21 protein-coding genes are annotated in these 26,983 nt (G+C 43.2%); 8 read left to right on the top strand and 13 right to left on the bottom strand.

Features of this window, described 5'->3' with window-relative positions; all coding sequences use genetic code 11:
• From VF500_RS20135 to VF500_RS20120, 4 genes are all read left to right on the top strand, one after another.
• Window positions 1-477, top strand: a 477-nt coding sequence (locus tag VF500_RS20135; protein WP_330861400.1) for a hypothetical protein, incomplete at its 5' end; no start/stop codon positions are given.
• Between the two features lie 2 nt (window positions 478-479).
• Window positions 480-1,928: a PepSY-associated TM helix domain-containing protein gene (locus tag VF500_RS20130; protein WP_330861399.1), complete on the top strand. Its 1,449-nt coding sequence runs from the start codon at window positions 480-482 to the stop codon at window positions 1,926-1,928.
• Window positions 1,929-1,931: 3 nt separating this feature from the next.
• The gene (locus VF500_RS20125; protein ID WP_330861398.1) at window positions 1,932-2,153 is read left to right on the top strand and encodes a heavy metal-binding domain-containing protein; all 222 of its coding nucleotides are present in this window, start codon (window positions 1,932-1,934) and stop codon (window positions 2,151-2,153) included.
• A gap of 243 nt (window positions 2,154-2,396) precedes the next feature.
• Window positions 2,397-2,690, top strand: a complete 294-nt coding sequence (locus tag VF500_RS20120; RefSeq protein ID WP_330861397.1) for a hypothetical protein — start codon at window positions 2,397-2,399, stop codon at window positions 2,688-2,690.
• Between the two features lie 13 nt (window positions 2,691-2,703).
• On the opposite strand, the gene VF500_RS20115 is transcribed toward VF500_RS20120, so the two are convergent.
• Together VF500_RS20115 and VF500_RS20110 are read right to left on the bottom strand one after the other, a co-directional pair.
• Window positions 2,704-3,942, bottom strand: a complete 1,239-nt coding sequence (locus VF500_RS20115; RefSeq protein ID WP_330861396.1) for a DUF3179 domain-containing (seleno)protein — start codon at window positions 3,940-3,942, stop codon at window positions 2,704-2,706.
• 114 nt (window positions 3,943-4,056) lie between these two features.
• Window positions 4,057-5,400, bottom strand: a complete 1,344-nt coding sequence (locus tag VF500_RS20110; RefSeq protein ID WP_330861395.1) for a PQQ-binding-like beta-propeller repeat protein — start codon at window positions 5,398-5,400, stop codon at window positions 4,057-4,059.
• 469 nt (window positions 5,401-5,869) lie between these two features.
• Here VF500_RS20110 and VF500_RS20105 point away from each other — a divergent pair, with 469 nt between their 5' ends.
• From VF500_RS20105 to VF500_RS20095, 3 genes are all read left to right on the top strand, one after another.
• Window positions 5,870-6,577, top strand: a complete 708-nt coding sequence (locus VF500_RS20105) for a DsbA family oxidoreductase (RefSeq protein ID WP_330861394.1) — start codon at window positions 5,870-5,872, stop codon at window positions 6,575-6,577.
• Between the two features lie 121 nt (window positions 6,578-6,698).
• Window positions 6,699-7,388: a hypothetical protein gene (locus VF500_RS20100; protein ID WP_330861393.1), complete on the top strand. Its 690-nt coding sequence runs from the start codon at window positions 6,699-6,701 to the stop codon at window positions 7,386-7,388.
• A gap of 198 nt (window positions 7,389-7,586) precedes the next feature.
• A complete protein-coding gene (locus VF500_RS20095) occupies window positions 7,587-8,825 on the top strand; it encodes an MFS transporter (RefSeq protein ID WP_330861392.1) in 1,239 nt (412 codons plus the stop codon).
• Here the strand turns inward: VF500_RS20095 and VF500_RS20090 are convergent.
• Window positions 8,788-9,075: a hypothetical protein gene (locus VF500_RS20090; protein ID WP_330861391.1), complete on the bottom strand. Its 288-nt coding sequence runs from the start codon at window positions 9,073-9,075 to the stop codon at window positions 8,788-8,790. The genes VF500_RS20095 and VF500_RS20090 overlap by 38 nt on opposite strands.
• A gap of 95 nt (window positions 9,076-9,170) precedes the next feature.
• Between VF500_RS20090 and nhaA the strand changes: the two genes are divergently transcribed.
• Window positions 9,171-10,496: a Na+/H+ antiporter NhaA gene (nhaA, locus tag VF500_RS20085; protein WP_330861390.1), complete on the top strand. Its 1,326-nt coding sequence runs from the start codon at window positions 9,171-9,173 to the stop codon at window positions 10,494-10,496.
• On the opposite strand, the gene VF500_RS20080 is transcribed toward nhaA, so the two are convergent.
• The 10 genes from VF500_RS20080 to VF500_RS20035 form a co-directional block, all read right to left on the bottom strand.
• Window positions 10,493-11,620 (bottom strand): glycoside hydrolase family 26 protein, encoded by a 1,128-nt coding sequence (locus VF500_RS20080; RefSeq protein WP_330861389.1) that lies wholly within the window; start codon window positions 11,618-11,620, stop codon window positions 10,493-10,495. The two genes, nhaA and VF500_RS20080, sit on opposite strands and share 4 nt — an antisense overlap.
• 21 nt (window positions 11,621-11,641) lie before the next feature.
• Window positions 11,642-12,910, bottom strand: a complete 1,269-nt coding sequence (locus VF500_RS20075) for a glycoside hydrolase family 27 protein (protein ID WP_330861388.1) — start codon at window positions 12,908-12,910, stop codon at window positions 11,642-11,644.
• 6 nt (window positions 12,911-12,916) lie between these two features.
• Window positions 12,917-14,674: an alpha-L-arabinofuranosidase gene (locus VF500_RS20070; RefSeq protein WP_330861387.1), complete on the bottom strand. Its 1,758-nt coding sequence runs from the start codon at window positions 14,672-14,674 to the stop codon at window positions 12,917-12,919.
• Window positions 14,671-15,906 carry an AGE family epimerase/isomerase gene (locus VF500_RS20065; protein ID WP_330861386.1) on the bottom strand — a complete coding sequence of 412 codons (1,236 nt, stop codon included), beginning with the start codon at window positions 15,904-15,906 and terminating at the stop codon, window positions 14,671-14,673. The genes VF500_RS20070 and VF500_RS20065 overlap by 4 nt, the downstream gene beginning before the upstream one ends.
• A 369-nt stretch (window positions 15,907-16,275) precedes the next feature.
• Entirely contained in the window at window positions 16,276-17,472 is a 1,197-nt protein-coding gene (locus tag VF500_RS20060; protein ID WP_330861385.1) for a glycosidase, read from the bottom strand.
• 12 nt (window positions 17,473-17,484) lie between these two features.
• Window positions 17,485-19,317 carry a sodium:solute symporter family protein gene (locus VF500_RS20055; protein ID WP_330861384.1) on the bottom strand — a complete coding sequence of 611 codons (1,833 nt, stop codon included), beginning with the start codon at window positions 19,315-19,317 and terminating at the stop codon, window positions 17,485-17,487.
• A gap of 232 nt (window positions 19,318-19,549) precedes the next feature.
• Entirely contained in the window at window positions 19,550-20,410 is an 861-nt protein-coding gene (locus VF500_RS20050) for an AraC family transcriptional regulator (protein WP_330861383.1), read from the bottom strand.
• 266 nt (window positions 20,411-20,676) lie between these two features.
• Window positions 20,677-21,855 carry a hypothetical protein gene (locus VF500_RS20045; RefSeq protein ID WP_330861382.1) on the bottom strand — a complete coding sequence of 393 codons (1,179 nt, stop codon included), beginning with the start codon at window positions 21,853-21,855 and terminating at the stop codon, window positions 20,677-20,679.
• Between the two features lie 8 nt (window positions 21,856-21,863).
• Entirely contained in the window at window positions 21,864-23,531 is a 1,668-nt protein-coding gene (locus VF500_RS20040; RefSeq protein WP_330861381.1) for a RagB/SusD family nutrient uptake outer membrane protein, read from the bottom strand.
• A 22-nt stretch (window positions 23,532-23,553) separates the two neighbouring features.
• The gene (locus VF500_RS20035) at window positions 23,554-26,697 is read right to left on the bottom strand and encodes a TonB-dependent receptor (RefSeq protein ID WP_330861380.1); all 3,144 of its coding nucleotides are present in this window, start codon (window positions 26,695-26,697) and stop codon (window positions 23,554-23,556) included.
• Window positions 26,698-26,983: the final 286 nt, after the last annotated feature.

Here is a 26,983-nt window from a genome sequence, read left to right as displayed (position 1 = left end):
ACTTTGGCCCCGGTTAAAGAGCTTACCTTCAGGTTTAGCGGCACTAATGCAAGGCATACTTATGTTGAATACAGCGAAGTGACCACCAATTACCCCACCGGCACCAACACGGTAACCAGCTATGATGGTAAGCGTATGAACAATGCGCCGGCATGGATTGCCAACTCCGAGCTTACTTACAAACCACAATACCTGCCCGGTTTCAGGATAGCGACAGAGTGGCAGCACATTAATCAATACTACACCAACCCTGCCAATACCAAAACTTACTCAGGTTATGATATTTACAACCTGCGCTTAGGTTATGATGTAAAAAGCAGTGTATTAAAAGGTGCGGGCATCTGGTTCAACGTGCTTAATTTAACCAACAAGCTGTATGCAACTACGGTAACCAGCAGCCAGTACGGCGATACTTATAACGCCGCGCCGCCGCGTACCTATACCCTGGGCATCAGTTACTCATTTTCAAAATATTGATCATGGCAGCAGCAGCAGTAAAAAGCAAATTTTATAAATGGCACCGGGTATTGGGCTTAATATCCCTCATCCCGGTGATATTCTGGACACTGAGCGGGCTTTCACACCCGTTCATGTCCAATTGGTTCAGGCCATCGATAGCGGAAGAGGTATTCAAGCCCCTACCTCAAAGCCAGATGAAGCCAGTACTTACCATTCAACAGGTACTGGATAAAAATAATGTCACCGCAATCCGGAATTTTGGCCTGGTTAATTTTAACCATAACACCTTTTACCAGGTACTGGGTAAGGATAGCGTGTATAATTACTATTCGGCCAATGATGGCGTATTGCTAAAAGATGGCGACAGGCTATATGCCACTTACCTGGCCCGGTATTTTACGCAGGATTCAACCTCCAACATTAAAAAAATCGACTACCAAACAACATTTGATGGGCAATACCAGACCATCAATCACCTTTTACCTGTTTGGAAGATCAGCTTTGACCGCCCGGATGGCATGGATATCTACATTGAAACCAGCCAGAGCCGCATGGGTACGTTTAACAACAATACCCGCAAGGCTTTCCTTTGGCTGTTTGAACAATTCCATACCTGGCAGTTTTTGGCTGATATTGGCGGTGATACTTTCCGTAATGTAATGTTACTTATTATCATGACGGCAATGCTCTTTGCTCTCATCAGCGGTTTAACTGTTTATGGTTTAATGTGGAAGAAGTTTAAATCCATAACTCAAAAACGCAAAGAAAATGGCAGCGAGGATAAACGTATAGCTCATCGTTATCACCGTCAGATAGGTCTTATTGTTTCTTTTGTGATGTTTACGTTTGTGATCAGTGGGGCATTTCACCTTGCGGTAAAACTGCACAATACCGAAACACTAAAACCTGATTATGGCCAGGTGATCAACAGGAAACAACTGGCGATATCAAACCTGCAGCTTTCCATTGCCGATAGCCTCATCAAAAGGATAGCAGTAGTAAGCTTTGACGGTAACAGCTATTACCAGGTAACCGATAACAAAAAGCAGATCTCCTACTTCAATACCTTAACAGGCAAGGAACAAATGAACGCTGATGAAGATTATGCCCGCTTTTTAAGCACTTACTATCATACCCATGTTGACCCTACTCAGTTTTATGGCAGGGTAAAAGTAAGTCAGGTAAAGCAGTTTGATAACGAGTACGGTTTTATCAATAAACGCCTCCCGGTTCAGCGGATAAGCTACCCCGATGGTGCCAATTGGTATATTGAAACCACCTCATCAAAACTGGCTACTAAAGTTGCAGGGATTGACAGGGCCGAAGGGCTTTCTTTTATATTTTTACACAAGTATTTTGGCATGACCTGGGCGGGTAAAAACATCCGCGATATAGTGAGCATGCTGGCCGCTTTAGGCGTGCTGGTAGTATCACTGTTCGGGTTGGCCTCATTCATTAAAAACAAATGATCAATGAAAAAAAGCTTTATCATTTTGGCCTTAGCCAGTCTTGCGCTCGGAGCTTGCAACAGTACCGTTAAAAGCAGCGGCAAAGCCGACAGTACCGCAACCGCAAAGAAAAAAGGTAAATACACCTGCACCATGCACCCCGACCTAACTTTCGACAAACCCGGCACCTGCCCTAAGTGCGGCATGGCTTTGGTTGAAAGAGATACTACGGAGGATAAGAAGTAACTATATGAAAAAGTGTCATTGCGAGGAGCAGCATAGGCCTATGCAATGGGGCGACGTGGCAATCTCGTAGCTATGCCTGTGCGATATGCAAAGCCGCTAAGCAAGCTACGAGATTGCCGCGCTGCGCTCGCAATGACATTTTTTTATACTTTCAACCACTGTTTTCACCCGTCCCGTTCAAACAAACGCAACAAATATCCCGTTATACCCCTTGTTACAAATAATTCATTAATTTTGGCGCTGATGAAAAAGGTGGAAGTATTAAAAATGATCGACTTGGTTGAAGAGATCAAGAAACTTGATGAACTTATACAGCAAAGTCGTAAGAAAAAAACTTCTGATTTCGTAATCAATCAGTATGAGGCAAAAAAGCTAAAACTCATTGGTTCCACCATCACCGAACTGGCCTCGGCCCCTATCCAGTCTGTTGAAAGCTACCAGCTTATTCAAAAGATATTGAATAAATATTACCCTAATGTTTCAGAAGAGGCCTTGCTTAACGATGATGACATCAGCAAAATAGCGACCGCTATTTAATTAAAGCTGTTTGTTAAAAAGGAGGGTAAATAGATGCTGTTTGTTCCAAAGATTCATCACCTTTCCAAAATGTAGTTCCGGGATGAAAATGTTTCCATGAATGCCAGTACTCCTGGTAGGCCTGTATTTTGGCAAGGTGCTGCCCTTTTTGCGAGCCGGTTAGGCATAAACCATCCCAATCCCAAACAGAAGCTGTTTCCTCGTCGGTTAGCATACCCTTATCGTCCAGTTTAAAATGGAGGGTTTTACCGCCTACTGATGTATTCCAGGCATGATAGCTCAGGCTGTCCTTTTCAATACCGATCAGCAATGAGCTTTTATTCACTTCGTCATTAAGCAGGCGTTTGGCGTACATATGTCGCCAGTCGTAAGCTTTGGCTTTTCCGTTGATGATAACACCTATCACCCAGCTTTTACGAAACAGGGAATCTTTATTTTTTATCGTGCTGTCGCGATCAATAGCCTGTACCCGGTCATAGTTCTTCAGATCGGCATAATCGGCAGTATATAACCTATCGGGTTGTAAGATCAATGTTTCGGGATGTTTTTGTAGCCAGGCAGCAAGGGTTAATTGCTCATACGGCAGTTCCGTTAGCTGTTGTCCTTTCAGCTTACCAACGGCGGCGTTCCCGGTTGCCTGGTACCACCAAGTTTTAGTGCTTTCGTCCTCAATTATAGCATTGTAATGCCTTGCGCCTACTAATCTGAAATTTTGCCTTACGCCGTTGATAACCGGACTATAAACTCTGCCTGTGCGGCACATAGTGCAATAAGTAACCAAAACCGGTTTATTACCCACATCGTCCTGCAATTTATGATGATAGCCTAAATATATCAATGGATAAGCCTTGGCCACACCATTATTCACAACACCAACCACCAGATAGTTTAAAGGAACCCTGTTTTTTAGTCCATTGGCAAAAACAGCGTTTGCAGTTTCTTTAAACATGGTTTCGGCTTTGTACATATAATCGGTTATGTAAAAGCTGCCTATACAAATTACAAAAACGACTGCCTTAACAGCCTTTTGTCTAAAAGTATTTTTATTGTAGAATTTGAACAGGTACCAGACAATGAACAGCAGCCCTATCAGCCGCAGGGGCAAGATCACCTTTTCCAGATAATAGCAAACGGTAATAGCATTCAGGTCCTGGCTGCCGGGAAATGGCATTAGCAGGTAAGCATGAATAAGACCGGGTACCACCAGTAAAATGATACCTATCCAGAATATTTTAGCACTGTTCCATCTCATGCTTTTCTGTAAATCTTCAGCATTGGGCTGTAATCTCAATAAGTTTATAATCGGTTTATAATTTCCTAATTTATAAAAAATTACAATTCCAAAAACTATCTCACCATAAAATAATTACTTAACCAGGTTTATCGCATACAATGATCCATCGGCACTGCCAAAATAAATTACCCCATCGGCAATCACCGGCGATGAAACTATGGACCCAAGCGTATATAATTTATCCATTACCTCAATGCCTGTTTGGTAAAGGCTGTTATCGGCCCCTTTCGCGGCGTGTTCAAAATTAAGGGTGTCTTGTTTTAAAACTGTAGCAGCATTTAAATTACGGCCGGCAGTTGTAAATACACCGGTTGGTTTGCCTGATGCCAGGTCAACAGCAAATAATTTACCCGTAAAATCGCCAAAAAAGGCAGTACTTCCTGATAATCCCGGCGACGAATACAGATACCCGTTACCTTTATAACTAAATTTAGGGTTACCGGTAAGCGCATCGGCAGCTACAAATAAATAAGTATCGGAAGTACCGAAATACACCGTGTTGTTTTGCACAGCCGCTGTAGTAAGGATCCATGAACTATTAGCATTGTATTTCCAGCCCAGGGTACCATTTTCGGCATTAAGTGCGTAAAAATAGCTATCCCTTGATCCAAAATAAACCATCCCGTTGCCGCAGGCCGGTGAAGCCTGGATACCCTCAAGCAAATGATAAACGGGCTGATTGGCTGTTTTAAATTTCCATACCAGCTTGCCATCATTAGCATTTAAAGCATACAGGTAAGTATCCCAGCTACCAAAATAAACCTTGCCATGGTATAATGCCGGACTGCTATGAATGATACCATTGGTTTTAAAAAGCCATTTCAGCTTTCCTGTACCGGCATCCAACGCGTAAAACTTACCATCGCTGCTACCAAAATATACAGTTGGATCATTTGCATCGTCATTAAACACAGGCGACGACAGAAAAAAATCATACAGGTCATCCATGTATTTATTAAGTGGTTTCATAGTCCACAGGCCTTTGGCGCCTACTTTTCTCTCCCCACCGGTTTTAAACTTCCAGTTTAGCTTTCCCGTTTTTGCGTTAAGCATGTAGTAATAACCATCATAGCTACCAAAACAAATGCTATTACCATGTAAAGTCGGCGAAGAGCTTACTGCACCGCCGGTAGTAAACTTCCACACCTGTTTACCGCTTTGTAAATCAACAGCGTAAAGGTTATGATCTTCGCTGCCTATATAAGCCATACCACCGGCAACTGCTGGTGATGAAAATATCTTCCCTTTTGTGGCAAATTTCCACTTTAAGCTGCCGAATGCATTATAGTTTTTTGCGGTATAAACACCGGTATGTTGTGCATTAGCAGCAAAAGATGTATTTGTTAAAGAATCGTTTTTTTGAGCGTAAGAGGTGATACTCCCCAGGAGGGCAATTATGGTAAGATATTTTCTCATTTAATTAAAGGATGATAATTCAGGTGTACAAGTATAGGCATACTTTATATGTGTTAGCATTTTCAACAACCCATAAACGTAATTCAAACTACTGTTTTTCTTTTCTCCCCTTGTTTAATCTTTTCTTAAGTCATAGAAATCGTCTTTAAAATGATCAGACCTGTGAATAAATGGGAGTAAGAATTTTCACACGAATTGATTTCAAATCGGTCACAATTAATCGAATTATACGAATTTTTTATTGATGTCGATTTGAGATTCGTGCCATTCGATTAATTCGGGAAAATTTGTGTAAAAATTTCTTATCTATCCTCCTAACACTTTTTAAAAGCGATTTCCCTGCCTCTTAAGGTCTTTCATCAAAATCAAAATGCTGCCTGTTAAAACTCAACCTGTTAAATTTTACTTTGCCCTTACTGGGATAGCTATCCGTATGCATTAAATTTGTTTAAACATTTAAAAAGAAAAGATGAAAGTAGAAATATGGTCGGATGTGATGTGTCCATTTTGTTATATAGGTAAGCGCAGGTTTGAGGAAGCATTGACCGGGCTTGAAGGCAAAGAACAAATTGAGATTGAATGGAAAAGCTTCCAGCTAAACCCCGATCTTAAAACCAATCCAGATATCAACATTAACCAATACCTGGCCGATATTAAAGGATGGACACTTGAACATGCCGAACAGTTGAATGACCATGTTACCCAAATGGCCGCACAAGCGGGATTGACCTATAATTTCAGCAAATCGGTTGTGGCCAATAGCTTTAATGCGCACAGGTTGGCTCATTTAGCAAAAAAACATGGACTGGGTGATGCTGCCGAAGAAGCTTTATTCAAAGCATACTTTACCGATGGCCGCAATATAGATGATACTCAAACCCTCATTGAACTGGGTACAGCGATAGGCTTAAATACTGAAGAAATTAAGCAAACACTTGAAAGCGACGCTTATGCCGAAGATGTAAAACACGATATTGCCGAAGCTCAACATTTAGGCGTACGTGGTGTTCCTTTTTTTGTAATGAACCGCAAATACGCCGTATCCGGCGCGCAGGAAGTGCCGGTGTTTAAAGATACACTGGCAAAAGCATTTGCCGGCTGGCAGCAGGAAAATCCTAAACCTGCATTTGATATTATTGAAGGCGAATCGTGCAGCCCGGACGGGGATTGTAAATAATTGGAAATTTTGTAAACTTTTATTAACATTATTTGTATCAAATAATTTCACATACACGTACAAAGGGCTAAAATACTTATATTTAAATCGTTAAAGCCATAAACTATCACGCCCTTTGTACATGAAAAAAATCTACTATAAAGTATTTATGCTGTTCTTAATAACAGCTTCGGTAAGCAGCTGCAAACTCGACCCACCTCTTGGTCCTGGCAAAGAAACAAAAGCAATTGACATAACCCCTACCACAAGTACCGGAACTGGGACGGGTACTGGAACAGGAACAGGAACAGGAACAGGAACAGGAACGGGAACGGGGACAGGCACTGGAACGGGTACAGGTACTGGAACGGGGACAGGTAGTGGTACCGGAACAGGCACTGGTACTGGAACAGGGACCGGGACGGGCACCAGTACAGCGGATGACGGCTCTGATTACCCGGCAGCTGCCCAGGGAACTATTTCATACCAGATTGATGGCGGTGCTAAAATTGTAAAAAGCGGGCCAATGCTTATATCAAACGAGCCGAATATTCTGTCTGATAAAGGCCAAACAATCATTTCTTATTTCACGGGTACCGGTAATGATGTATTTCAATTAGGAGCTAATACACTCACGGCCGGTACTTATGACATAACAACTATGAACGCAACTGTAGATGGCGCTTTCCTTAGCGGGAAAGTCAAATTTACCACCTTAAATCACTCGAGTAATATGAAAGGAAATGCGGTGGGCACATTTAAGGCACAATTTGAAAATTTCAGTTCAGGGATAACACATACTATTGTAGGCTCATTTAACATAAAAGGCTAACAGCCAGACCAGATAAAACAATGCAGAAGCGGTCGTTTTTAACCTTTTATGGGTTAGATGACCGCTTTTACATTTTAATCAACACTTAATTCACCTAAAAGTAAAAAACGATTTAGCTTGTTAAAAGTACAATTAATTGCCTTATATTTGTATCCATTCAGCCATAGTGTCAAATTGACACTATGATAACATTTCAACATGATTGATCTCCCTTCCAAACAAGATGCTACAAACAAATTAACGCTCCGCATTGCTGTGGGCGCTATGTTTTTTATGGCGGGATTAAGTTTTTCAAGCTGGGCATCGCGCATTGCTACCGTTCAGCAAACTTTAGGCTTGTCAGAAGCCGGTTTGGGTGCTGTACTATTCGCTTTGCCTGTTGGGCTCATGTGCTCCCTGCCCTTCTCCGGCTGGATCATTACCAAAATAGGCAGTAAAAAATTGGTTATCGCGGCCCTGCTGGTTTATGCCGCAGCGCTGGTAAGTTTGGGCCTTGCACAAAATACTTTTCAGCTTATCATATGCCTGCTTTGCTTCGGCTTTGCCAGCAACTCTGTAAACATTGCAGTAAATACACAGGCCGTAGCTACCGAACAGCTTTATCAAAGGCCCATTATGGCTTTTTTTCACGGCTTATGGAGCCTGGCTGGTTTTACCGGTGCTGGTATCGGCACTTTCATGATAGCCAGGGGAGTAATTCCTTTCCATCATTTTTCATTAATGCTGATCGTAATAGCCATTGGCGTGGCAGTAGCCGCCCGTTACCTTAAAGATGATAAAGTAACCGATACCGGCCCTGTATTTGTAATGCCCGATAAATCGCTGATCAAATTAGGCATCATTGCTTTTTGTTCCATGATATGCGAAGGTGCCATGTTTGATTGGAGCGTGATCTACTTCAAAAAAGTAGTGCTTGCCCCCGAAGCACTTATTGGCCTGGGCTTTACTACTTTTATGTTCACCATGGCAGGCGGGCGCTTTGTTGCCGACTGGTTTGCACACAAATTCGGCTTAAAACGTACATTGCAGGTTAGCGGCTCATTAACCGCCACCGGCTTAGCAATAGCAGTAGCTTTTCCTTATGTATATACAGCCATAATAGGCTTTTTACTGGTAGGTGCCGGTGTATCATCGGTAGTGCCGATGGTTTACAGCGCGGCGGGTAAATCAAAAACCATGTCGCCGGGAGTTGCATTAGCAGCAGTATCAACCATTGGCTTTATGGGCTTTTTAGTAGGGCCGCCGGTTATTGGTTTCATTGCCGGCATTGCTACGCTGAGGGCCTCATTTGTATTGATAGCTTGTATGGGCATTTCGGTAGTAGTGGTATCAACAAAGGCTAAAATTGATTCGGACGATACCAAAGAAGAACTAACCACCGACGCAGCAACTGTTGATTTTAGCCCTCCCGTTCCAAATCCGCAGCAGCAGGATTAAGCAGGTATTCAAACTGCTCGTAACCGTTGTGAAAAATAAATTTTAAACGTTCCTTCGGCAAATTAATATCCAAAGCCATCAGCGCCAGCGTTTCCGGCAAGTTATCCCTGATCAATTTGAGATCGGTAACATAGGGCATCTCCACAAAAATATCATCACCATGGGGTTTGATCTCCCAACCATGTACGTGAGCATTTTTCAATGTATTTATCCATTTTTGCTGATAGTTGTTCATAATATCCGGTTTCATTGATAAATGTTTTATAGTTCAGTTTTGTTTTAATCAGATGATAATCGTCATGTCATCTCCCAACCAATAAAACTTATTCGTTAATTTAGGGAACTATGAAACAAAGCTACCCTATTGATAAGATCACGCAACCGGTAAGCAAATTCATAAATCAGGAACATACCAGTGGTATAGTACTTTTTATCAGCGTCGTTATCGCTATCATATGGGTAAACTCGCCTTTGCAGCACAGCTACCATGAACTCTGGGACCTCAAATTATCCATTGGTTTTGACAAGTATGTTTTAGATCATCCCCTGCACCTTTGGATCAACGACGGCCTCATGGCGCTATTTTTCTTTGTGATCGGCCTTGAGTTAAAACGCGAGTTTATGGCCGGCGAATTATCGTCTATAAAGAAAGCCTCGCTTCCTATGTTTGCCGCCTTAGGCGGAATGCTGGTACCAGCTTTGATCTTTTTTGTCTTGAATGCAGGTAAACCCTCTGCTCATGGTTGGGGAATACCGATGGCTACAGATATTGCCTTTGCACTGGCTTTATTATCTATGGCAGGTAAACATATTCCGTCATCTGTAAAAGTTTTCCTGTCAGCATTAGCTGTAGCCGATGACCTTGGCGCGGTATTGGTCATTGCGCTATTTTATAGCAGCCACATAGCATTGATGCCGCTTACCGTTGGGGTTTGGTTATTGGTATTACTGCTCATCGGCAATAAAATGGGGATCAGGAGCACGGCATTTTACCTGGTCATAGGCTTTGCCGTTTGGATAGCCTTTTTACTTTCGGGCGTACATGCAACTATTGCCGGGGTACTCGTGGCTTTTACTATTCCAGCCCGTACCCGCATCAGCGAGACAGGTTATACCCGATCGGTAAAGCAATACCTTGCCGATTTTGAAAACGAGCAACCCAACAATAGCCCACTTGTAACACCGGAGCAACATCACATTATTGATAAAATAAAAAAACTAAGTCTCGACGCCGAAACACCACTGCAAAAAATTGAACATGCCCTGCATCCCTGGGTAGCTTTTATCATTATGCCGCTTTTTGCTTTGGCAAACGCCGGGATCGTGATAGGTCATGACTTTTTCACATCGCTGGTTAACCCTGTGAGTATAGGTGTAACGGTAGGCTTACTTGCCGGAAAGTTTACCGGTGTATTGCTCTTTACCTGGCTCATGGTAAAGTTTGGGGCCCAATTACCTGCCGGTTCAACCTGGAGACAGATGACCGGCGTTGCCTTGCTGGCAGGCGTAGGTTTCACCATGTCCCTTTTTATATCGGCATTAGCCTTTGATAGTGCAGATATGATTGACCAGGCCAAGTATGGGATTTTGTTAGCTTCTTTATTGGCGGGGATATCGGGTGTGGTTGTTTTGAGAGCCCCCCAGCCCCCTAAAGGGGGAGCTTTTGATTAGCGGATTTCCCAATTCGGTTTACCATAAACCCCTAACGGCGTTATACGGTTTTGGAAAATGGTTTGCGGGCTGCTATAAAACTTTATAAAATCATCGGCACTGGTTTGGCCGGGGTATGGCACGTAATAATGATGATCATTTCCGTTACGCCAGGCCATTACATATGATACGCGGTGTTTAGCGAGCGTTTGAAGTAATACCTTCGTCCACCAATCGGCCATGGGGATACCTTCGTAACCGGTTTCGGGCAGGCACGATATTTTATGATGTTTTGCGGCGATGGCATCAACAATGGCAAGGCGCTTATCCAACTTGGTTTGATAGCGCTCAACACTGCCGGTACAATAGTTATCAAAGCCGATAAAATCAGCGTAAGCATCACCGGGGTATCGTTCCAGAAACTCATCTTCCGATTCAAAATCAGCGGCCGAATATACAATAATCAGGTTATGCAGCTTCTTTTTATCCCGCAGGTAATCAATAGTAAAACGCCACAGCGCTTTAAACTCATCGGGGGTACTGGTGTTTTTGCACCACCAAAACCAGTTGCCGGTAAGTTCATGAAAAGGCCGAAACAATATAGGGATAGCCTCGCCCTCCTGCCCTTTCAAATCAGCCAAATAATTGGCAGCCTTGTCAAGGTAAGCAACGTATGCATCATGGAACGCGCCACCGGGGATGAGATCCTTTGCGGTGTGCTGAGTGGTATCCCAGGCAGTTTTGCCATTGGCCGGATTATCCATGTGCCAGCAAAAAGTGTTGATACCGCCGCGGGCATAAACATCCTTAACAAACTGCTTTTGCCTACTAAAAGGAATGCCGTTAATATCATGAATGCTGTCATGCTCAATTTTAGCCAGGTCCCAGCCATACAAAGCCGGATATGATCCGGTAACACTTTTTACATCTGACCGTCCGGGTTCATTACGCCAGCCAACGCCATAAGCCAGGTCATCATGGTGGCCAAATATCACGCCCACGTTCAGCAGGCGCTGCATGCTGTAAAAAAGCTGCCGGGTTTCGGCGGTCGCTTTTTTGTCGGCGGGCTCAAATAGCTGCGCCACAGCAGTTGAGCTATTGATCAGCAGGCATAAAATAGCAAACCCTTTAAAAACCTTCATCATGACAACAGCTCCCTTTATTTTCTATTTACTTAACCTCAGCATCACTACATCATGACTTGCAATAGCTTGCTTAAACTCTCTTTTAGTTGTGCCGATATCTTTTTTTGTCCAAACGTCATGCAGTTTGTAATTCACCTTGCTAAAGTCAACGTCCAAATTAACAGTTTCGTTTTTAAATGGATGATCCTTCCAGCTATAACTAATATTTTGAGGCGTGGCTGACCGGTTTAGAAAGCAAACAGCAAGTCCGCCATCAGCAAGTGTTTTCACCCAAACTTCCAACCCATTATCGCTCGAGATACGTGAGGCTGATAACCCCAGCTTATCCTGATCAATAGCTATAGCTTCTTTATTAGTTAAGATACCCTGTGTTTGTGCCGACATTTTTCGCAGATCATTTCCGGCAGCCAACGGGGCCGAAAGCATACACCACATAGAAAAATGCGCTCTATCTTCATTAAAGGTCATCCCGTTGCCAACTTCCAGCATATCAGGATCGTTCCAGTGATTAGGGCCGTTATATTGGGCTATGGCCGGCTGTTTATCTAAAATGGTCATTACGCTGAGGGCTGTCCAATTATTGATCCGTTTGTCCTTATCAAAATTAGCTGTGATATCGCCCGTAGTGCGGTACAGTTCGCCCACACCTTTGGCCCAAAGCCAAGGCTGGTGGTTCCCCCACTCGCACAGGCTAAAAACAATGGGCCTGCCCGTTGCTTTCAGCGCCGAACTCATAGTAATATACGCTTCGCGGGCATTCAGACTATCGGTATTGCACCAATCGTATTTCAAAAAATCAACGCCCCATGAGGCATATAAGCGGGCATCCTGATATTCATGACCGCGTGTTCCGGGATAGCCTGCGCAGGTTTTATTACCCGCACAATTGTAGATACCAAACTTAAGGCCTTTTGAATGCACATAATCGGCGAAGGCCTTCATCCCGTTCGGGAACTTTTTAGGATCGGCAACCAGGTCACCGTTCTGATCACGCTCCATAGTCATCCAGCCATCATCGAGCACAAAATACCGGTAACCCGCATCGCGCATACCTGATGATACATAAGCCTCAACCATGCCTTTCAGCAGCGGCTCATCAATATTGGTTTGAAAAGTATTCCAGGTATTCCAGCCCATTGGCGGGGTCGGCGCAAGGTTACCGGTTGTTGCTTCGACTTTTGCTACAACAACCGGGGCAGCACCATCATTAGTTTGAGCATTTGCAGCATAACCTGCCGATAAAACCATCAGCACCGCAAGCGAAACATTTCGTAATCTATTATTTTTCATGACGTGTTATTTTTTATCGGCCACTAAAAACACCACTCCCCTTGCCGGTACGCTTACTTTAATCCCTCCACTGGTGCCGGTTGAGCTTGCAGCTATGGTTTTATAATCCGACGGGCCGCCGTAGGCTATTGCCGGGCCATTGCCGTTCACGAATACTTTACTTGAAAACTCACCGTTATCGGCACCGCCCTTTAGGGTGTAGTAATAGTAATTGCTGCCGGTATAATAATTTTTAAAGTTGATGCTCACTACCTGGTCGGTTGTGCTTTTGTTAACTAATACTACACCTGCTTCGCCCGAATTAAACGATGAAGCATAACTCACAATATCCGAACTTCCGCTAACGGACGAGCTGATCATCCTATCACCAAAATATTTCTGAAAGTAATACAGGTAATAAAATGCAGGCCTTGGTGTAAAATCGGGTGCATCCGGTTGACCGATACTGAACAAACCATGATCGTCACCCGGATGCTTAGTATCCCAGCTATTTGCCAGATCCCACCTGCTGGCCTGTCCGTATTGATCTTTAATAATTTCGCCCAAAACCATCACAGCATGCACCCCGGCAATGTTTGAGATCTGCTGTTTTGAACCCGATGAAAAAATATTCCATTCGGTAAGTGCGATGGGCTTTGGCGACACACCAGCCGTTTGTATAGCTCCCTTAACATAATCCATCATTGTTTTTGACGATGCCGGAGCTGTTTCGAGGATAGTAAGCGCGGTTGAATTTTCATTATAATTAGTATAGTAGTTATGCACAATAAAAAAGTCGGCCTTGTCACCTATCTGTGCTAATGCACCGGGATTCCAGTTGGCTACAATGGTGGGATTTGAGTTATCGGCACTTTCATGCAACACAGCGCCAATTTTTATGGTTGCCCCGATATCGGCAGCAGCTTTACGCATCGAATCGGCGAAAACCTTAAAATGCTTGCCATACAGATCACCGGTGATAATAGCAGGCTGACCGTCTTTATTCTTGCTTACGTCAATGCGGTAGCAAGCTTCCCAGTTGCCATAACATTCGTTGCCAACTTCCCAATACTTGGTTTTGCCTTTATCGTAACGTACCCATTGCGCGGCCAGGTGCGCGGCAGTAGCCACCGGATCATTGCTGGTGCCGTACCGGGCGTACGCATAATTTACAGTGATGATACCGGTAGTATTTGTTTTTTGCAGCAGGCTGTAATAATTGCTTAAACTTAAGGACCAGCTATCATTTACGTTACCGCTCCAGTAACCTGTTTGGGTATCAACCGAGCCATCCGGTTTCAAGGGATGATCAGGCACATCAGCAGGTTTACCGTACGCAGCTAAATCCCAGAAATACACATCAGATAAACTCCCTCCCGGCGCACGGATGATATTTGGCGACAGGTTAGTAATATTGGTCACTGTACCTGCATCGGTGTATTGCCCGGTAAAAGGGTTAATGTTATTACCAAACATGTATTTGGATACTTTTGATACTACCTGGCTAAAATCGGCCGTTACGGTAATGGATGTGCTGGCCGTTGGTTTAGCAGCATCAACAGTTGCCGGTTTGGTGAAAGTCTTCCCCTGCCAATCGTCAAGGAAAAAGCCCTGAGTTGCCGCCACTGAAGGATCCGTTGGTGCCGTGATAGCGCCAGTTGCACCACCATTACCAGGATCAACAACAGGCGTTGGGTCGGGCGCGGGTTTGCTGCCCTTTTTACATGCCCCCGTGATCAGGAGGGCGAGCGGAAGAACCGCTATGAATGTTTTTAATAATTTCATTTCAATATTTTTATCCGATTAATAATTTCAATACATGCACGGCTGTTGTGGTAGGGGCATTTCCATAGCCCTGCTTTATCTTCGCCAGGCATTATGCTGCCATCGTCCCTGACACCCCAAAACCATTCACCATTTTGTTTGTCCAGTATTTTATCTTTTACAAAAGCCCAGTTATCAAGAGTCAGTTGAAGATATTTATCATTGCCGTTTACCTGCCAGGCGTTGTAAAAACCAACTATTGCCTCGGCCTGCACCCACCAGTGTTTTTCTTTAATGAGATGATTGCCAGCTGGTTCATATTCATACCACAGACCGCCATCTGTATCTAAACCTTGTATAGTTGCTTCTGCTATCGCGATGCAAATGGCTTTGACCTTTGCGATCATCTCCTGATTGCCAATAGTTTCGGCAGCTTCCAGCAAGAGCCAGGTAGCCTCAATATCGTGCCCGTATGATACAGTGTCCGACCTGCGGTTCCAGTCTTCATCAAAAAACAGTACGAGGTGACCTGCCTCGGCATCAATAAAATGATCAAAGAAGTTATTGATCAGGACCTCTATCTGCTGTTTAAGCTCACCATCAGGCCAGATGCGGTACAGGTTGGTATAAGCTTCCAGTACATGCAGGTGGGTATTCATGGTCTTTTTTTCGTTGGCATCCTTGGCGCTCAGCCTGAGGTCGCCGAGGGGTTGCCAGTCGCAGGTAAAGGCTTCGAAGTAACCTGTTTTATCCTGATCGTAACTTTTATCAACCAAAAGGCGATACAGGCCGATGGCTTCCTCTTTTACTGTTTCCAGTTTTGAGGCCATATAATATTCACTCAGCGCGTAAATGGTAAAGGCGTTGGCATATACCTGCTTTTTGGTGTCGAGCTTATCGCCCTTATAATTAACCGACCAATACACACCGCCAAACTCATCGTCAACAAAACAAACCTTGATATAATCATATGCCCGGGTTGCCGCGTGCAAATAAGCTTCATCAGGGTTTTGATTATAAGCAGCCGAAAAACTCCACAGGATCCGTGCATTTAACACCGAACCTTTTGCCGCATCAGGAGTAACCTGGTTCCCGTTATCTATCTTACCCCAAAAACCGCCGTTCACTTCATCAACTGTGTGGTTAAGCCAATAGTTGAGAATGTTTTTCAACTCGTCTGTTAGCTCGTTGCTGAGTGTAGCGAGCTGATCTTTTGAAATAGCGTTTAATGAGTGAAGCGTGTTATTTGTCATAGTTTACAGGCACACCACCTCCACATTTCCTTTCAGGATAAGTGGCACGCAGGTTTTATCCCGCTGCTATTGGTGTATGGTTTTAGATTGTTTAGTAAATAGTTAGGTATTGAGACAGTGTCACGTCGCGTGAAAAGAACACACCCCTCCCCCCCCCTCTCAAGAGGGGAATCGCACCGCCCCTGCTTTGAAAAGCTTATTTTATAACCACCTTTTAAATTCCCATCTTGAGAGGGGGCGCGTTAAGTAGCGTGGTTACAGGGGTGTGTTTCATCACGCGCCAAGTAACACACCTCCGCCCCTTTCAAAAGGGGAATCGCACCTACCCCTCTTTGAAAGATGAAGAATATATACTCAGAGGTTAAGTGTTCAGGCGCTGGCTTCCTGTAACTGACCTAAACCTTTATTTTTATCAATAATATTATACACTACCTGCACCGATGAAGCCGAACGCAAACCATCTTCCGGCGTGTTCATGGCATAATCTATCAGTTTATCAATTGTGGTGGTGGCTACATGCATCCGGGTATCTGAAGATGCGTAGTAAACATACACAGTACCATCCTCGTCGGCTATCCAGCCGTTGCAGAACACTACGTTTGATACATCGCCTATACGCTCCTCACCTACCGGGGCTAAAAAGTAGCCTGCAGGCTGATACAGCACTTTGGTAAGATCATTTGTATCCGTCATGAACATGTACAACACGTAGCGTAAACCTGCAGCTGTATTGCGCACACCATGCGCAAGGTGCAGCCAGCCTTTTTCTGTTTTAATTGGTGCCGGGCCCTGACCGTTCTTAGCTTCGTAAACAGTATGGTAGTTTTTATTGTGGATGATGGTCTCCTGATCAACCACAGCATTCTCCATAGTATCGCATAAGCCAAAACCTATGCCGCCGCCAGTACCTGCACTAATAAAACCATCTTGCGGACGCGTATACAAGGCATATTTACCATCAACAAATTCGGGGTGTAACACCACGTTACGCTGCTGGGGCGAATTGGTTTTCAGATCGGGCAGGCGCTCCCATTTCACCAGATCTTTTGTACGTGCAATACCACAGGCAGCTATCGCCATTGACTGATCATGCGACGGGGCTTCCGGATCGCGGCGTTCAGTGCAGAACAGACCGTAGATCCAGCCATCTTCATGCTGCGTCAGGCGCATATCATACACATTGGTGTCGGGCTCATGGGTTTGAGGCAATTCGATCGGGTAATCCCAGAATCTAAAACCATTGATACCATCAGCACTCTCGGCCACCGCAAAAAATGATTTACGATCGGCCCCTTCAACGCGTGCTACCATGAGGTATTTGCCATTAAATTTTATGGCACCGGCGTTAAAAACTGCATTGATACCAAAGCGCTCCATCAAGTGGGGATTGGTTTTGGCGTCAAGATCGTACCGCCACTCAAGCGGTGTATGAGCAGCTGTAAGCACAGGGTATTTAAACCGGCTAAAAATACCGTTGCCTGTTTCCTCAACCTCGTTTTCCCGGTTAATTAATTGCGCTTGTTCGGCCTGCAACTGAATGAGCCTTTGGTTAAATTCCTGCGTCATATATATCTTTTATCAATAATCTTTTAGTTTGTCCCACCAGGTTTTCTTCAGTATAGTAATCGTGACCACCAGTATGGCGATGGTAACTATCAGGGATGTTTTTTGTGCCAGTATCAGGTACATAGGCAGTATGGTAAGGCTGCATTGCGTAATGGTGCCGATAACCACATTGAACATGTTTAGCTTAAAGTTTTTGTTGGGCACAAATGACGGATCATTCTCCATCACAACAGCCTTAACAGGCCCCCAAAAACCCCATGGCCTCACCGTTGTATAAAACGACTTCAACACGGCTATGTCTGTTGGTGCTGTGGCATATGAACCTATAACCGATCCTGCCAGCGAGATAGCAAACAACACCGGGAACCAGTACAACAACTCAACCGAAGGGATAATAAGCGAGAAGATCATGGCTGATAAGATCCCCGAAAGCATCCCGTAAAAAAAGCCATTGGCATTAAAGCGCCACCAATGCCATTTAAGTACGTTACTGGCTATATAACCACCATAAAGCGCCGATACTATCCATTGCAGCACACTGTTCACATCTTTTACAAAAAAGCCCAGTATCACGCCTACCGCTACCACAAAAACACCTACCAGGTAATTGGCAGTAATGATTTTTTTGGTTGATGCCTTTGGGTTGATGTATTTAAGATAGATATCATTCACAATGTATGCCTGCGCCGCGTTCATAGTGCCGCTGAAGGTGCTCATGAAAGCCCCAAGCAAACCGGCCAGCAGTAAACCCACTAAGCCAACCGGCAAAAAGTTATTGATAACAGCCGGCAAGATGCGTTCAAAGTCGATAACACCTTTGGCGTCTTTCAAATCCATTTGGTGATAAAAAAGAACGCCGAGTATGGTTAAACTTATAATAAGCGCATAGCGGATAGGCAGCAAGATGATATTTACAAAGCCACTCATTTTGCTGGCCTCTTCGGGCGAGCGGGTGGAGAGGATCTTTTGCATATCATAATTAGGTGCCGGCCCGGCTACCGCCGAGAAGAAACCTTTAAAGGTCATCATCATAAAAAACAAACCGAACAGCGAGTAACCATCTGACTTGATCTTATTGTTTACCTCGTTGATGATCCCGGTCCAGCTGAGGCCGAGGTTTTTACCGAAGAAAGGACTATACCAGCCATAGGGTACATTCAGATGGTTTCCCTGCAATTTCCCGGCAGCAATAAAGCTGATCCATACGCAGGCCACCGTCATGATGCCATATTTGATCATATCGCCAAGCACAATACTGTGCATACCGCCTATGATAGAGTAAAACATGGCGAACAGCGTAAATATGATCCCGTACACATGCGGCACATACTGAGGCGCTACGCTGAAAGGTACATAAGCTTTAACCAGGTCCCAGGGGATGAATATTTCAATGAACTTGCCTAAGCCTATAAACCCGTAAGCCAGAAAACCGAAACAGCTTAACAGCGCGAAAGCGATAACCACTACATTTGAGCCTGTTACCCCCGAGCCGGTTTTGCCAAAACGGGTTGCCAGCCACTCAGCACCCGTAGCCGCATTTGACCGCCGAAGCCAGCGCGACAGGTACATCATTAAAAACACCTGGTTAAATACCGGCCAAAGCCATGGGATCCAGATGCTTTTCATGCCATAAACAAAGCACAGGCTTACCATCCACATGGTACCACTGATGTCGAACATATCGGAGGCATCGCTTAAACCCAGCTTATACCAGGGTAAAGATTTGCCGCCCAGCATATAGCTTTCCTTGTTTTCGCGGGCCTTTTTACGGTACCATAAACCAATAAAAATGGTGCTCAGCAGGTATAAAACTATAATGGCAACATCAAGTAAGTGTAACTTCATCTTGTCTGAATCAGAATTTATAGAATTTTTGAATTAACAGAATTAAAATATTCCAGTACATAAAAGCTGATAGGGATGTGCTTAAGCATTCTGAAAATTCTTAAATTTTGAAAATCCTGATCCTAATTGGCATTACCCAAAAATGAATTTATTATCTGCAATTTTATAATACTTTTTTAACCTTCTATTTAACTTTATATACAGGTTAATATATTTTTAACTGCCAGCACAGTTAAATAAATACACGGTTTCCGGTATAGGTTTCTCTAAATTCCTTGGGGATACACATCTTTTTACGCTTAAAGATCCTGTTGAAATTGGAGATATTATTAAACCCGCATTTGTAAGCAATTTCGGCCACGGTAGTAGTTGAATCGATAAGCATCCTGGAAGCATGCCCAAGCCTGATCTCATTTAAACTATCAATAAAGGTTTTACCTGTGCGCTTTTTGATAAACCTGCTAAATGAAGCTTCGGGCATATTGGCAATCTTAGCTACTTCGGCAAGGGTAATTTGCTTGTTATAGTTAACATTCATATGCTCAAATACTTTCTCAATGCGGCGACTGTTGTAATAAAACTTTTCGTTGGTAAAGCTCGGATCCGACAGCATTTTCATATTGCGAGAAATTGACAGATCATGCAGAATAGACAAGAGCTCCAGTACAGAATCAAAACCGCTCTTTTTATCCAACATCGTTATCCTATCCTTAAGCGCATAGATCGTTTCCGGCGAAAAGGAGATCCCTCTTTGCGAACGCTCCAGCATGCTTTTTACAAAACTCAACTGATTACGTTTCAGAAACTTTTCATCAAACAAATCCTTATGAAACTGAATGGTAACCTCGGTTATATCTTCGCTCTGGCATTGGTGCGTAAACCAGGCGTGGTATAAATTAGGACCAATCAGCGCCAGCTCCACTTCTTCAATTACCTCAATGTGACCTCCCACTACCCTTTTGGCCCCCTTTGCATTGATAATCAAATTGAGCTCATACTCGTCATGATAATGAAGCGGAAAGTCAAATTTCTTTTTTACCCTCGAAAAAATAGTAAAACAATCACTTGGCGTTAGCGGAGTTATCTCTCGCATTACATTACTTGTCATCATAAAATTCCACTAATAAAGTTTACTAATTGATGATACTAATTTAACACTTTTACATCAAATTTCCTTTTATTATTTTTCAAATATTCACTTTTCATATATTGAACACATTCAGAAACCAACAGGCTGTATCAAATTTGAGCTTTTATGCAGGGACGAACAATTACGCCCCTGCATTTAAGAATTATTAAATTAAAGCAGCTTTTGTGCAACCCAATAGCCTCGGCAAGGAAAACCGCCAGCGGCTGTATCTATTTTTTGATATCCACTATCCCAACATCATCTATATTGAAAACGCTGGCATTCCCGCTAAATTCCTGGAAGACCAAACCCTTTATAATAGTTGGTAAAGGATTTTTAGCGTCGACGAAATTTGCGATAGGAATTATATAATCAGTCCATTTACCTTCAACCAAAGGAATTTGAACAGAAATATTAAAATTACCGTTAAGTATAACATGTACGTTTCTGTCTTTGGTATCCTTGCCGCCATACAATGAAAACTTTACAGCGGCGTCTTTACTTACCGGTACATCGTTAGCACCAAAGCCAAAACCATCGTAACCGCCGCTATAACTTACTTTAATGGAAGCAGTACCTCTTTTCTTAAGCGTTTGGTCTACCGCCGGCGAATTGCTCCATCCGTAATCATACCACCCACTTTCAAGCTGATCTTCAAAAATAGGGGTACTAAAGCCGAATATTCCGTTAGCTACATGGGCAGCCGTTACACCGTCGCTTAATAAGCTTGTTCCTGATGATAACAAGGGCCCTGTGCCAATCCCGCCCCCTTTGGTTGCTTTAGTAGTTAGTACTATTGGGCCGGCAGTAACGCCCGACGGTACCTGCACCTTCAAAACGCCCACCTGGGTTGTAGTATTTATTACGTTAGAAATAACCTGCGCCGGTACTTTGCCTATTGTAACACCACTTAACCCGTTAAAAGTTGTTCCTGTTATGGTAAGTACATCACCCGCAACACCTGCCAGCTGATCAACACTGGTAATACCAGGTAAAGGCTGCTCTACCACAAAAGGAGTACTAACTTTTCCATGCGCCGTAACAACTGTAAGTATATTACTTGTAGTGTCATTACTGAAAGGCACAGTACTGGGCATTGAAAACTGCACGCTGGTATTTGAAGATAAAGCTATGTTGAAATATATAGAAACACCATTAACATAAATAGCTTTAGTAGAACTTAAATTGTTACCTATAATAGCGTATGAGGTACCAATTTTACCATCGGTTGTTGTTGAGTCAAAAGCAGTAATGGCTTGTGATGTTTGGCTGCTTTTAAAAACTGTACGTATCCTTGATATTGAAGGCGGGCCATCGCCGCCACTATCATTTTTCTTACATGAGCTGATGCTTAATACCATCACCAATGAAAGTATGCAGTAAAGATATATCGATTTAAAATTTTTCATGGCTGTATTTATTTAAATGTATAAGGTACTGGTGGTTCTAATAATTTAGGATCGGCTGTTGTTTCGTTTATTGGTATTGGCAATAAAAAGTCGGTACTTTTTGGTGTAATGCCGGTATGATAAATAGTTTTACGATCATCCGCGTAAGTACCTCTTTCCTGTTGACTTATAAACTGCGTGGCCAGCGGATGTTGATTATTTAATATCCCATTCCATCCATCTATACGGCAAAGGTCAAACCAGTAGTCGTTTTCTATAGCGAACTCATGCCTTCTTTCATTTAAAATATCATCCTGGATAATGGTAGGAGGCACAACATTGTTATATGTGGCGTCATAATTAGGGTTAGGAATTGTGTGGCGACGATTTATTATTGTTAACGGTGCTAAATTTGCCCTTTTCCTGATCGTATTGATATAACTCAACGCTTGAGCATCTGTTGAAGTAGTATTACTACCAACAATTGCTTCTGCAGCGATCAAATAAACCTCGGCATAACGCATTAAATAAGTGTTATTAGCTGCCGATTGTGCCGAACCGATACCACCGTTGTCGGCAGGCGTACCAACTACATATTTTTTTATGGCAGCACCAGTACCTTGCGAATTAATATTATCCGGTACAGTATATCCGCCCGTTGCGGCATTAATTTCAGGGTAGACATCCCCGGCCTTCATAATGGTAGCATGCAGGCGCGCATCCCCTCCTTCATATGACTTTTGCAAGTCGATAGTGGGGCCTAATACGCTGTAGCCATCACCGGTACCTGTTATAATACCACTGGCAGCCAAAGAGGCCTGTTGCGGGTTACCGTGTCCATAAGATGCACCACCAGCCCATTGTATCTGACAAATACTTTCTTCGTTGTTATTATTAGCTGTTTTAAACAGATCGTTGTAAGTTTTATTTGACAAATCAATACCGTACAATTTAAACTCACCGCTGCTGATCACTTTTTGAGCCTCTTTAAGCGCGTTGGGATAATCCTGCATGTACAAGTATAACTTAGCCAGCATAGCTGAAGCCGAACCACTGGATACATGGCCCTGACTGATAGACCCGTTCCTGACCATTGGAGTGCAGTTAGCTTCTGCAAACTTCATATCGTTAACCATAAAGGTGTATATATCCTGGATCCTATTACTGTTTACCTGGAAATTGGTTAAAAAATCGCTGGCATTCTCAATAATGGGTACCGCGCCCCACAGCCTAACGATATGGAAATAAGCCATGGCACGAAAAAAATGAGCTTCGCCCAAAGCATTGTTTAAAACAGCCGGGGTTACGCCGGAGCCGGCCCTTGAAGGCATTAAGTTAATAAGGGCATTAGACTGCGCCACAACGGTCCATAATGAACTCCAGGCTGCGTCATTTTGCGAATTTAGATTGGTAACCGAGCCGTTCAAATTCCCAAAGTCAGTTACATCCGACGAATAACTGCGACCATTACCGCCGGTCATCTCACATACCGCCCATCCGGGTTTAGCCACATAATTGAACCAGGGTGAATTGTAAAGGTTAAGTGTGCTTGCTGTTACCTGGGCATCGGTTTTATAAAAATTATCAATTGCTATCGCGTTTTCGGGCGGGCGGTTGAAAAAATCTTTCTTGCAACCAGTTACGGTCGTTAAGCTGATAACTGCCGCACTGATTATATATTTAATATTTGCTTTCATTTCAAATCTTTTTATGGTCAAATTAAAATTCCGCGTTTATTCCAAAAGTTATAACCCTTGGCGAAGGATACCTTCCCAGGTCTATATTGGTTAAAAACACGTTTTGGTTTTGCTGGCCAACTTCAGGATCCAAACCTTTATAGCCCGTTATCACAAACAGGTTTTGAGCGCTGCAATACACTTTCAAACGGTTAAGAGCTATATATTTGGCCCACCGCGACGGCAGGTTGTACCCTAAACGTACATTTTGAAACCTTAAAAATGATGCACTTTGCAAAAACCTGGTCGACATGTTCAGGTTTGGGTTAACCCCCCCCTTTGGAGCAGGAATATTAGAATTAGGGTTAGTAGGGCTCCAGAAATTTGAAGCTTCGGCAAGTTGATTGGTATATAAACCGTTCAATCCTTCTATCGTATAATTTAGGTAATTAAGTATTTTACCACCATATGAACCATACAGGAATATAGACAGATCAAAGTCTTTGTAAGTAAAATTATTGGTAAAGCCATAAGTGAACGTAGGATTAGGATTACCAATAGCGCTCATATCGTTAGCATCGATCTTACCGTCATGATTTGTATCAACATACTGGATATCGCCTAATGTTGTTGAGCCGGTGGTGCCCAATGTAGTGCTGATAGGCTGACCAAATTGTACCGGCGCATTTTGCAACTGATCGGCTGTTTTGAAAATACCTTTAACAGTATATCCATAAAACTCACCTATAGGGCCGCCTACTGCAGTACGTGTAACGGGGATCTGTAAAAACCCGGAAGTGATGCTTGCGTTAATTATGCTGTTATTGTATGTAGAAATAACTTTGTTAACGTAATGAGTGAAGGTTGCGGTTGTAGTCCAGTTAAAACTCTTTGAAACAATATTTCTTGAAGTAACACTGAACTCGATACCCTTATTGCTAACTTTTCCGCCATTTACATAAGGAGGACTGATACCGCCAAGATAATTAGGGCCGCCGGTTAAATACTCGGGCAAGGGTGCCTGGAAAAGGAAATTCTTTGATGTTTTATTATACCAATCAACAGCCACATCCACCCTGCCTAATAAGGTAAAATCCAAACCTATATCTGTTTGCTGGGATGTTTGCCAGGTTAGGTTAGGGTTATTGTAGTTTGATACATTAAAACCTGTACCTAATCCTGTTATAGTAGGGTTAAGGGCAGAACCGTACTGATAACCCGGTATATTCTGGTTACCTACTTCACCATAACCCACTCTCAACTTAACGTTATTAGCAATTTTTTTGATGCCGGCCATAAATGATTCATTTGAAACCGTCCATCCGATTGCCGCAGCCGGGAAATAAGCTATCTGGTGCCCTTGTGCAAAATTTGAAGACCTATCTGACCGGAATGAAGCAGTTAAGCTATACCTGTTATCGTAGTCGTAAATGGCACGGGCATAAAAAGATTGAAGTGTATTTGACGACTTATTTTCACCAATCGAAGGTATTTTAGCACCACCGAGATTAAGGGTGGGTAAGTCATTACTTAAAAATGTGTTGGTAGCGGCACTCATACTGTTATAAGTACCTTCATTTAATTCATAACCTGCGGTTGCAGTTACATTGTGTTTTTGAGCGAAAGTATGGTTGTAGGTAAGATATTCTTTCCAGTTCCACCCTAAAGCCTGATCTGAGTATTCGCTCAAACTTGCTATTGGGTTACCAAATATAAGAGAAGGGTTTGTAGGCGAGGTTACCGTGTAGGATGGGAAAAACAATACACTTTTTGAAAAATTATCATAACCGCCAACTTCAGACCGCAATGTCAGATCTTTAAAAAAATGTATATCAGCGTAAAAGTTTGCATTTATCTGACTGCGCACCAGGTTATTGGTATTTAAGGTTGCCAGAGCAACAGGGCTTATAAAAGTGCCGCTGCCATAAGATGCAGGGGGAACAGTAAAGCTGCCGTCTGGATTGCTGGCTGCCTGATCGGGAGCATTTAATAATGCCGAGTATACAATACCACCGTTATCACTCGCTCCTATATTTTGATCGGTACGGTTCAAGGTAATGTTTGAGCCAAGTTTAAACCAGTTTTTCACTTTCCCTTCAACATTGGTACGAAAAGAATAGCGTTTAAAATTTGACCCTATGATGGTACCATTCTGTTTAAGGAAACCGCCGGATATAAAGTAATTCACATTTTCATTTCCGCCATTCATGGAAAGGTTGTGGCTTTGCATCGGCGCGTTTCTGAAAACTGCCTTTTGCCAGTTGGTACCCGGACCAAGCAAACTCGGATCTGCAAACTCACCTCTGCGGCCCACGCCGGTAATATCCGCTATCGTATTTTGTATATTGGCATATTGACGGAGGTCCATCATTTTAAGAAAGTGTCCCTGTTGCTGAACTCCGTAATAACCATCATAATTTAAATGGGCAGAACCATTTTTACCTTTTTTGGTAGTAATGATAATTACACCATTTGAACCACGACTACCATATATTGCTGTCGCCGACGCGTCTTTCAAGATATCAATAGACTCAATATCATTAGGATTAAGATAACTTAAAGGGCTCACGCCATTTTCACCGTTATTTTGGTTCTGAGTGGTGTAGGCCGCACCATCAATAAAAACCCCATCAACTACATACAACGGTTCATTGGAACCGGAAAGCGATGTTATACCCCTTATGTGCACTGAAGCCGAACTACCCGGCGCGCCTGAGCCATTGGTAACTGTGATACCCGCGGCCTTGCCCTGCAGCAATTGATCAACACTTGTTTGCGGAATATTCTGAATATCCTTAGCGGTTACTGATGATATGGCACCGTTTACATCCTGGCGCTTTTGTACGCCGTAACCAATAACTACCACATCCGCTAATGCAGTAGATGAGCTGACCAATACGACGTCAATTACCGTTCTTTTACCAATAACAATGTCTTGCGACTTCATACCGATAAACGAAAAACTAATCTCCGTAGCTCCATTTGGGATGCTAATACTGTAATTACCATCCTTATTGGTCACAGCAGAAGCCTGACTGTTTTTTACTCTGACGGAAACTCCCGGCAAGGTTACGCCTTTGTCATCCGTTACTGTTCCTTTGACCACCGTTCCCTGGTTTTGCGCCATCCCCCGGATGCACATCAACAGAAAGGAGAACAGCAATGCTATTCGTAGAATTTTTCCCATAATTGATTGTTAGTTAATATTGATTTATTTAGATTTTAAGCTCTTAATTATACAGACTGGATAATACCGTTCCCTCCCTTGCCTGATGCCTGATCTCCCGGAATAATTTATCTATCCCCCGCGATGACATCTCCGTTTCATCAATTAATATTGACGGATTATCCTGTTAATAAATTGGTTTGTTACTTATTAGGTTTATATCAACCCCTGCCTCAGCAAATGATTGTGGTTAATATTGATTATAACGATGGTAAAATTATATGCAACAAACAGCCCGGTTGTGGAT

Source organism: Mucilaginibacter sp., from assembly GCF_036383575.1.
In the GTDB taxonomy this organism is placed as follows: Bacteria; Bacteroidota; Bacteroidia; order Sphingobacteriales; family Sphingobacteriaceae; genus Mucilaginibacter.
This window is presented reverse-complemented; position numbering and strand designations above follow the sequence as displayed.

Excerpts from the sequence above, each read along its gene's own strand:
- VF500_RS20130 (WP_330861399.1), top strand. The coding sequence starts at position 480 with ATGGCAGCAGCAGCAGTAAAAAGCAAATTTTATAAATGGCACCGGGTA.
- VF500_RS20125 (WP_330861398.1), top strand. The coding sequence starts at position 1,932 with ATGAAAAAAAGCTTTATCATTTTGGCCTTAGCCAGTCTTGCGCTCGGA.
- VF500_RS20120 (WP_330861397.1), top strand. The coding sequence starts at position 2,397 with ATGAAAAAGGTGGAAGTATTAAAAATGATCGACTTGGTTGAAGAGATC.
- VF500_RS20115 (WP_330861396.1), bottom strand. The coding sequence starts at position 3,942 with ATGAGATGGAACAGTGCTAAAATATTCTGGATAGGTATCATTTTACTG.
- VF500_RS20110 (WP_330861395.1), bottom strand. The coding sequence starts at position 5,400 with ATGAGAAAATATCTTACCATAATTGCCCTCCTGGGGAGTATCACCTCT.
- VF500_RS20105 (WP_330861394.1), top strand. The coding sequence starts at position 5,870 with ATGAAAGTAGAAATATGGTCGGATGTGATGTGTCCATTTTGTTATATA.
- VF500_RS20100 (WP_330861393.1), top strand. The coding sequence starts at position 6,699 with ATGAAAAAAATCTACTATAAAGTATTTATGCTGTTCTTAATAACAGCT.
- VF500_RS20095 (WP_330861392.1), top strand. The coding sequence starts at position 7,587 with ATGATTGATCTCCCTTCCAAACAAGATGCTACAAACAAATTAACGCTC.
- VF500_RS20090 (WP_330861391.1), bottom strand. The coding sequence starts at position 9,075 with ATGAAACCGGATATTATGAACAACTATCAGCAAAAATGGATAAATACA.
- nhaA (WP_330861390.1), top strand. The coding sequence starts at position 9,171 with ATGAAACAAAGCTACCCTATTGATAAGATCACGCAACCGGTAAGCAAA.
- VF500_RS20080 (WP_330861389.1), bottom strand. The coding sequence starts at position 11,620 with ATGATGAAGGTTTTTAAAGGGTTTGCTATTTTATGCCTGCTGATCAAT.
- VF500_RS20075 (WP_330861388.1), bottom strand. The coding sequence starts at position 12,910 with ATGAAAAATAATAGATTACGAAATGTTTCGCTTGCGGTGCTGATGGTT.
- VF500_RS20070 (WP_330861387.1), bottom strand. The coding sequence starts at position 14,674 with ATGAAATTATTAAAAACATTCATAGCGGTTCTTCCGCTCGCCCTCCTG.
- VF500_RS20065 (WP_330861386.1), bottom strand. The coding sequence starts at position 15,906 with ATGACAAATAACACGCTTCACTCATTAAACGCTATTTCAAAAGATCAG.
- VF500_RS20060 (WP_330861385.1), bottom strand. The coding sequence starts at position 17,472 with ATGACGCAGGAATTTAACCAAAGGCTCATTCAGTTGCAGGCCGAACAA.
- VF500_RS20055 (WP_330861384.1), bottom strand. The coding sequence starts at position 19,317 with ATGAAGTTACACTTACTTGATGTTGCCATTATAGTTTTATACCTGCTG.
- VF500_RS20050 (WP_330861383.1), bottom strand. The coding sequence starts at position 20,410 with ATGCGAGAGATAACTCCGCTAACGCCAAGTGATTGTTTTACTATTTTT.
- VF500_RS20045 (WP_330861382.1), bottom strand. The coding sequence starts at position 21,855 with ATGAAAAATTTTAAATCGATATATCTTTACTGCATACTTTCATTGGTG.
- VF500_RS20040 (WP_330861381.1), bottom strand. The coding sequence starts at position 23,531 with ATGAAAGCAAATATTAAATATATAATCAGTGCGGCAGTTATCAGCTTA.
- VF500_RS20035 (WP_330861380.1), bottom strand. The coding sequence starts at position 26,697 with ATGGGAAAAATTCTACGAATAGCATTGCTGTTCTCCTTTCTGTTGATG.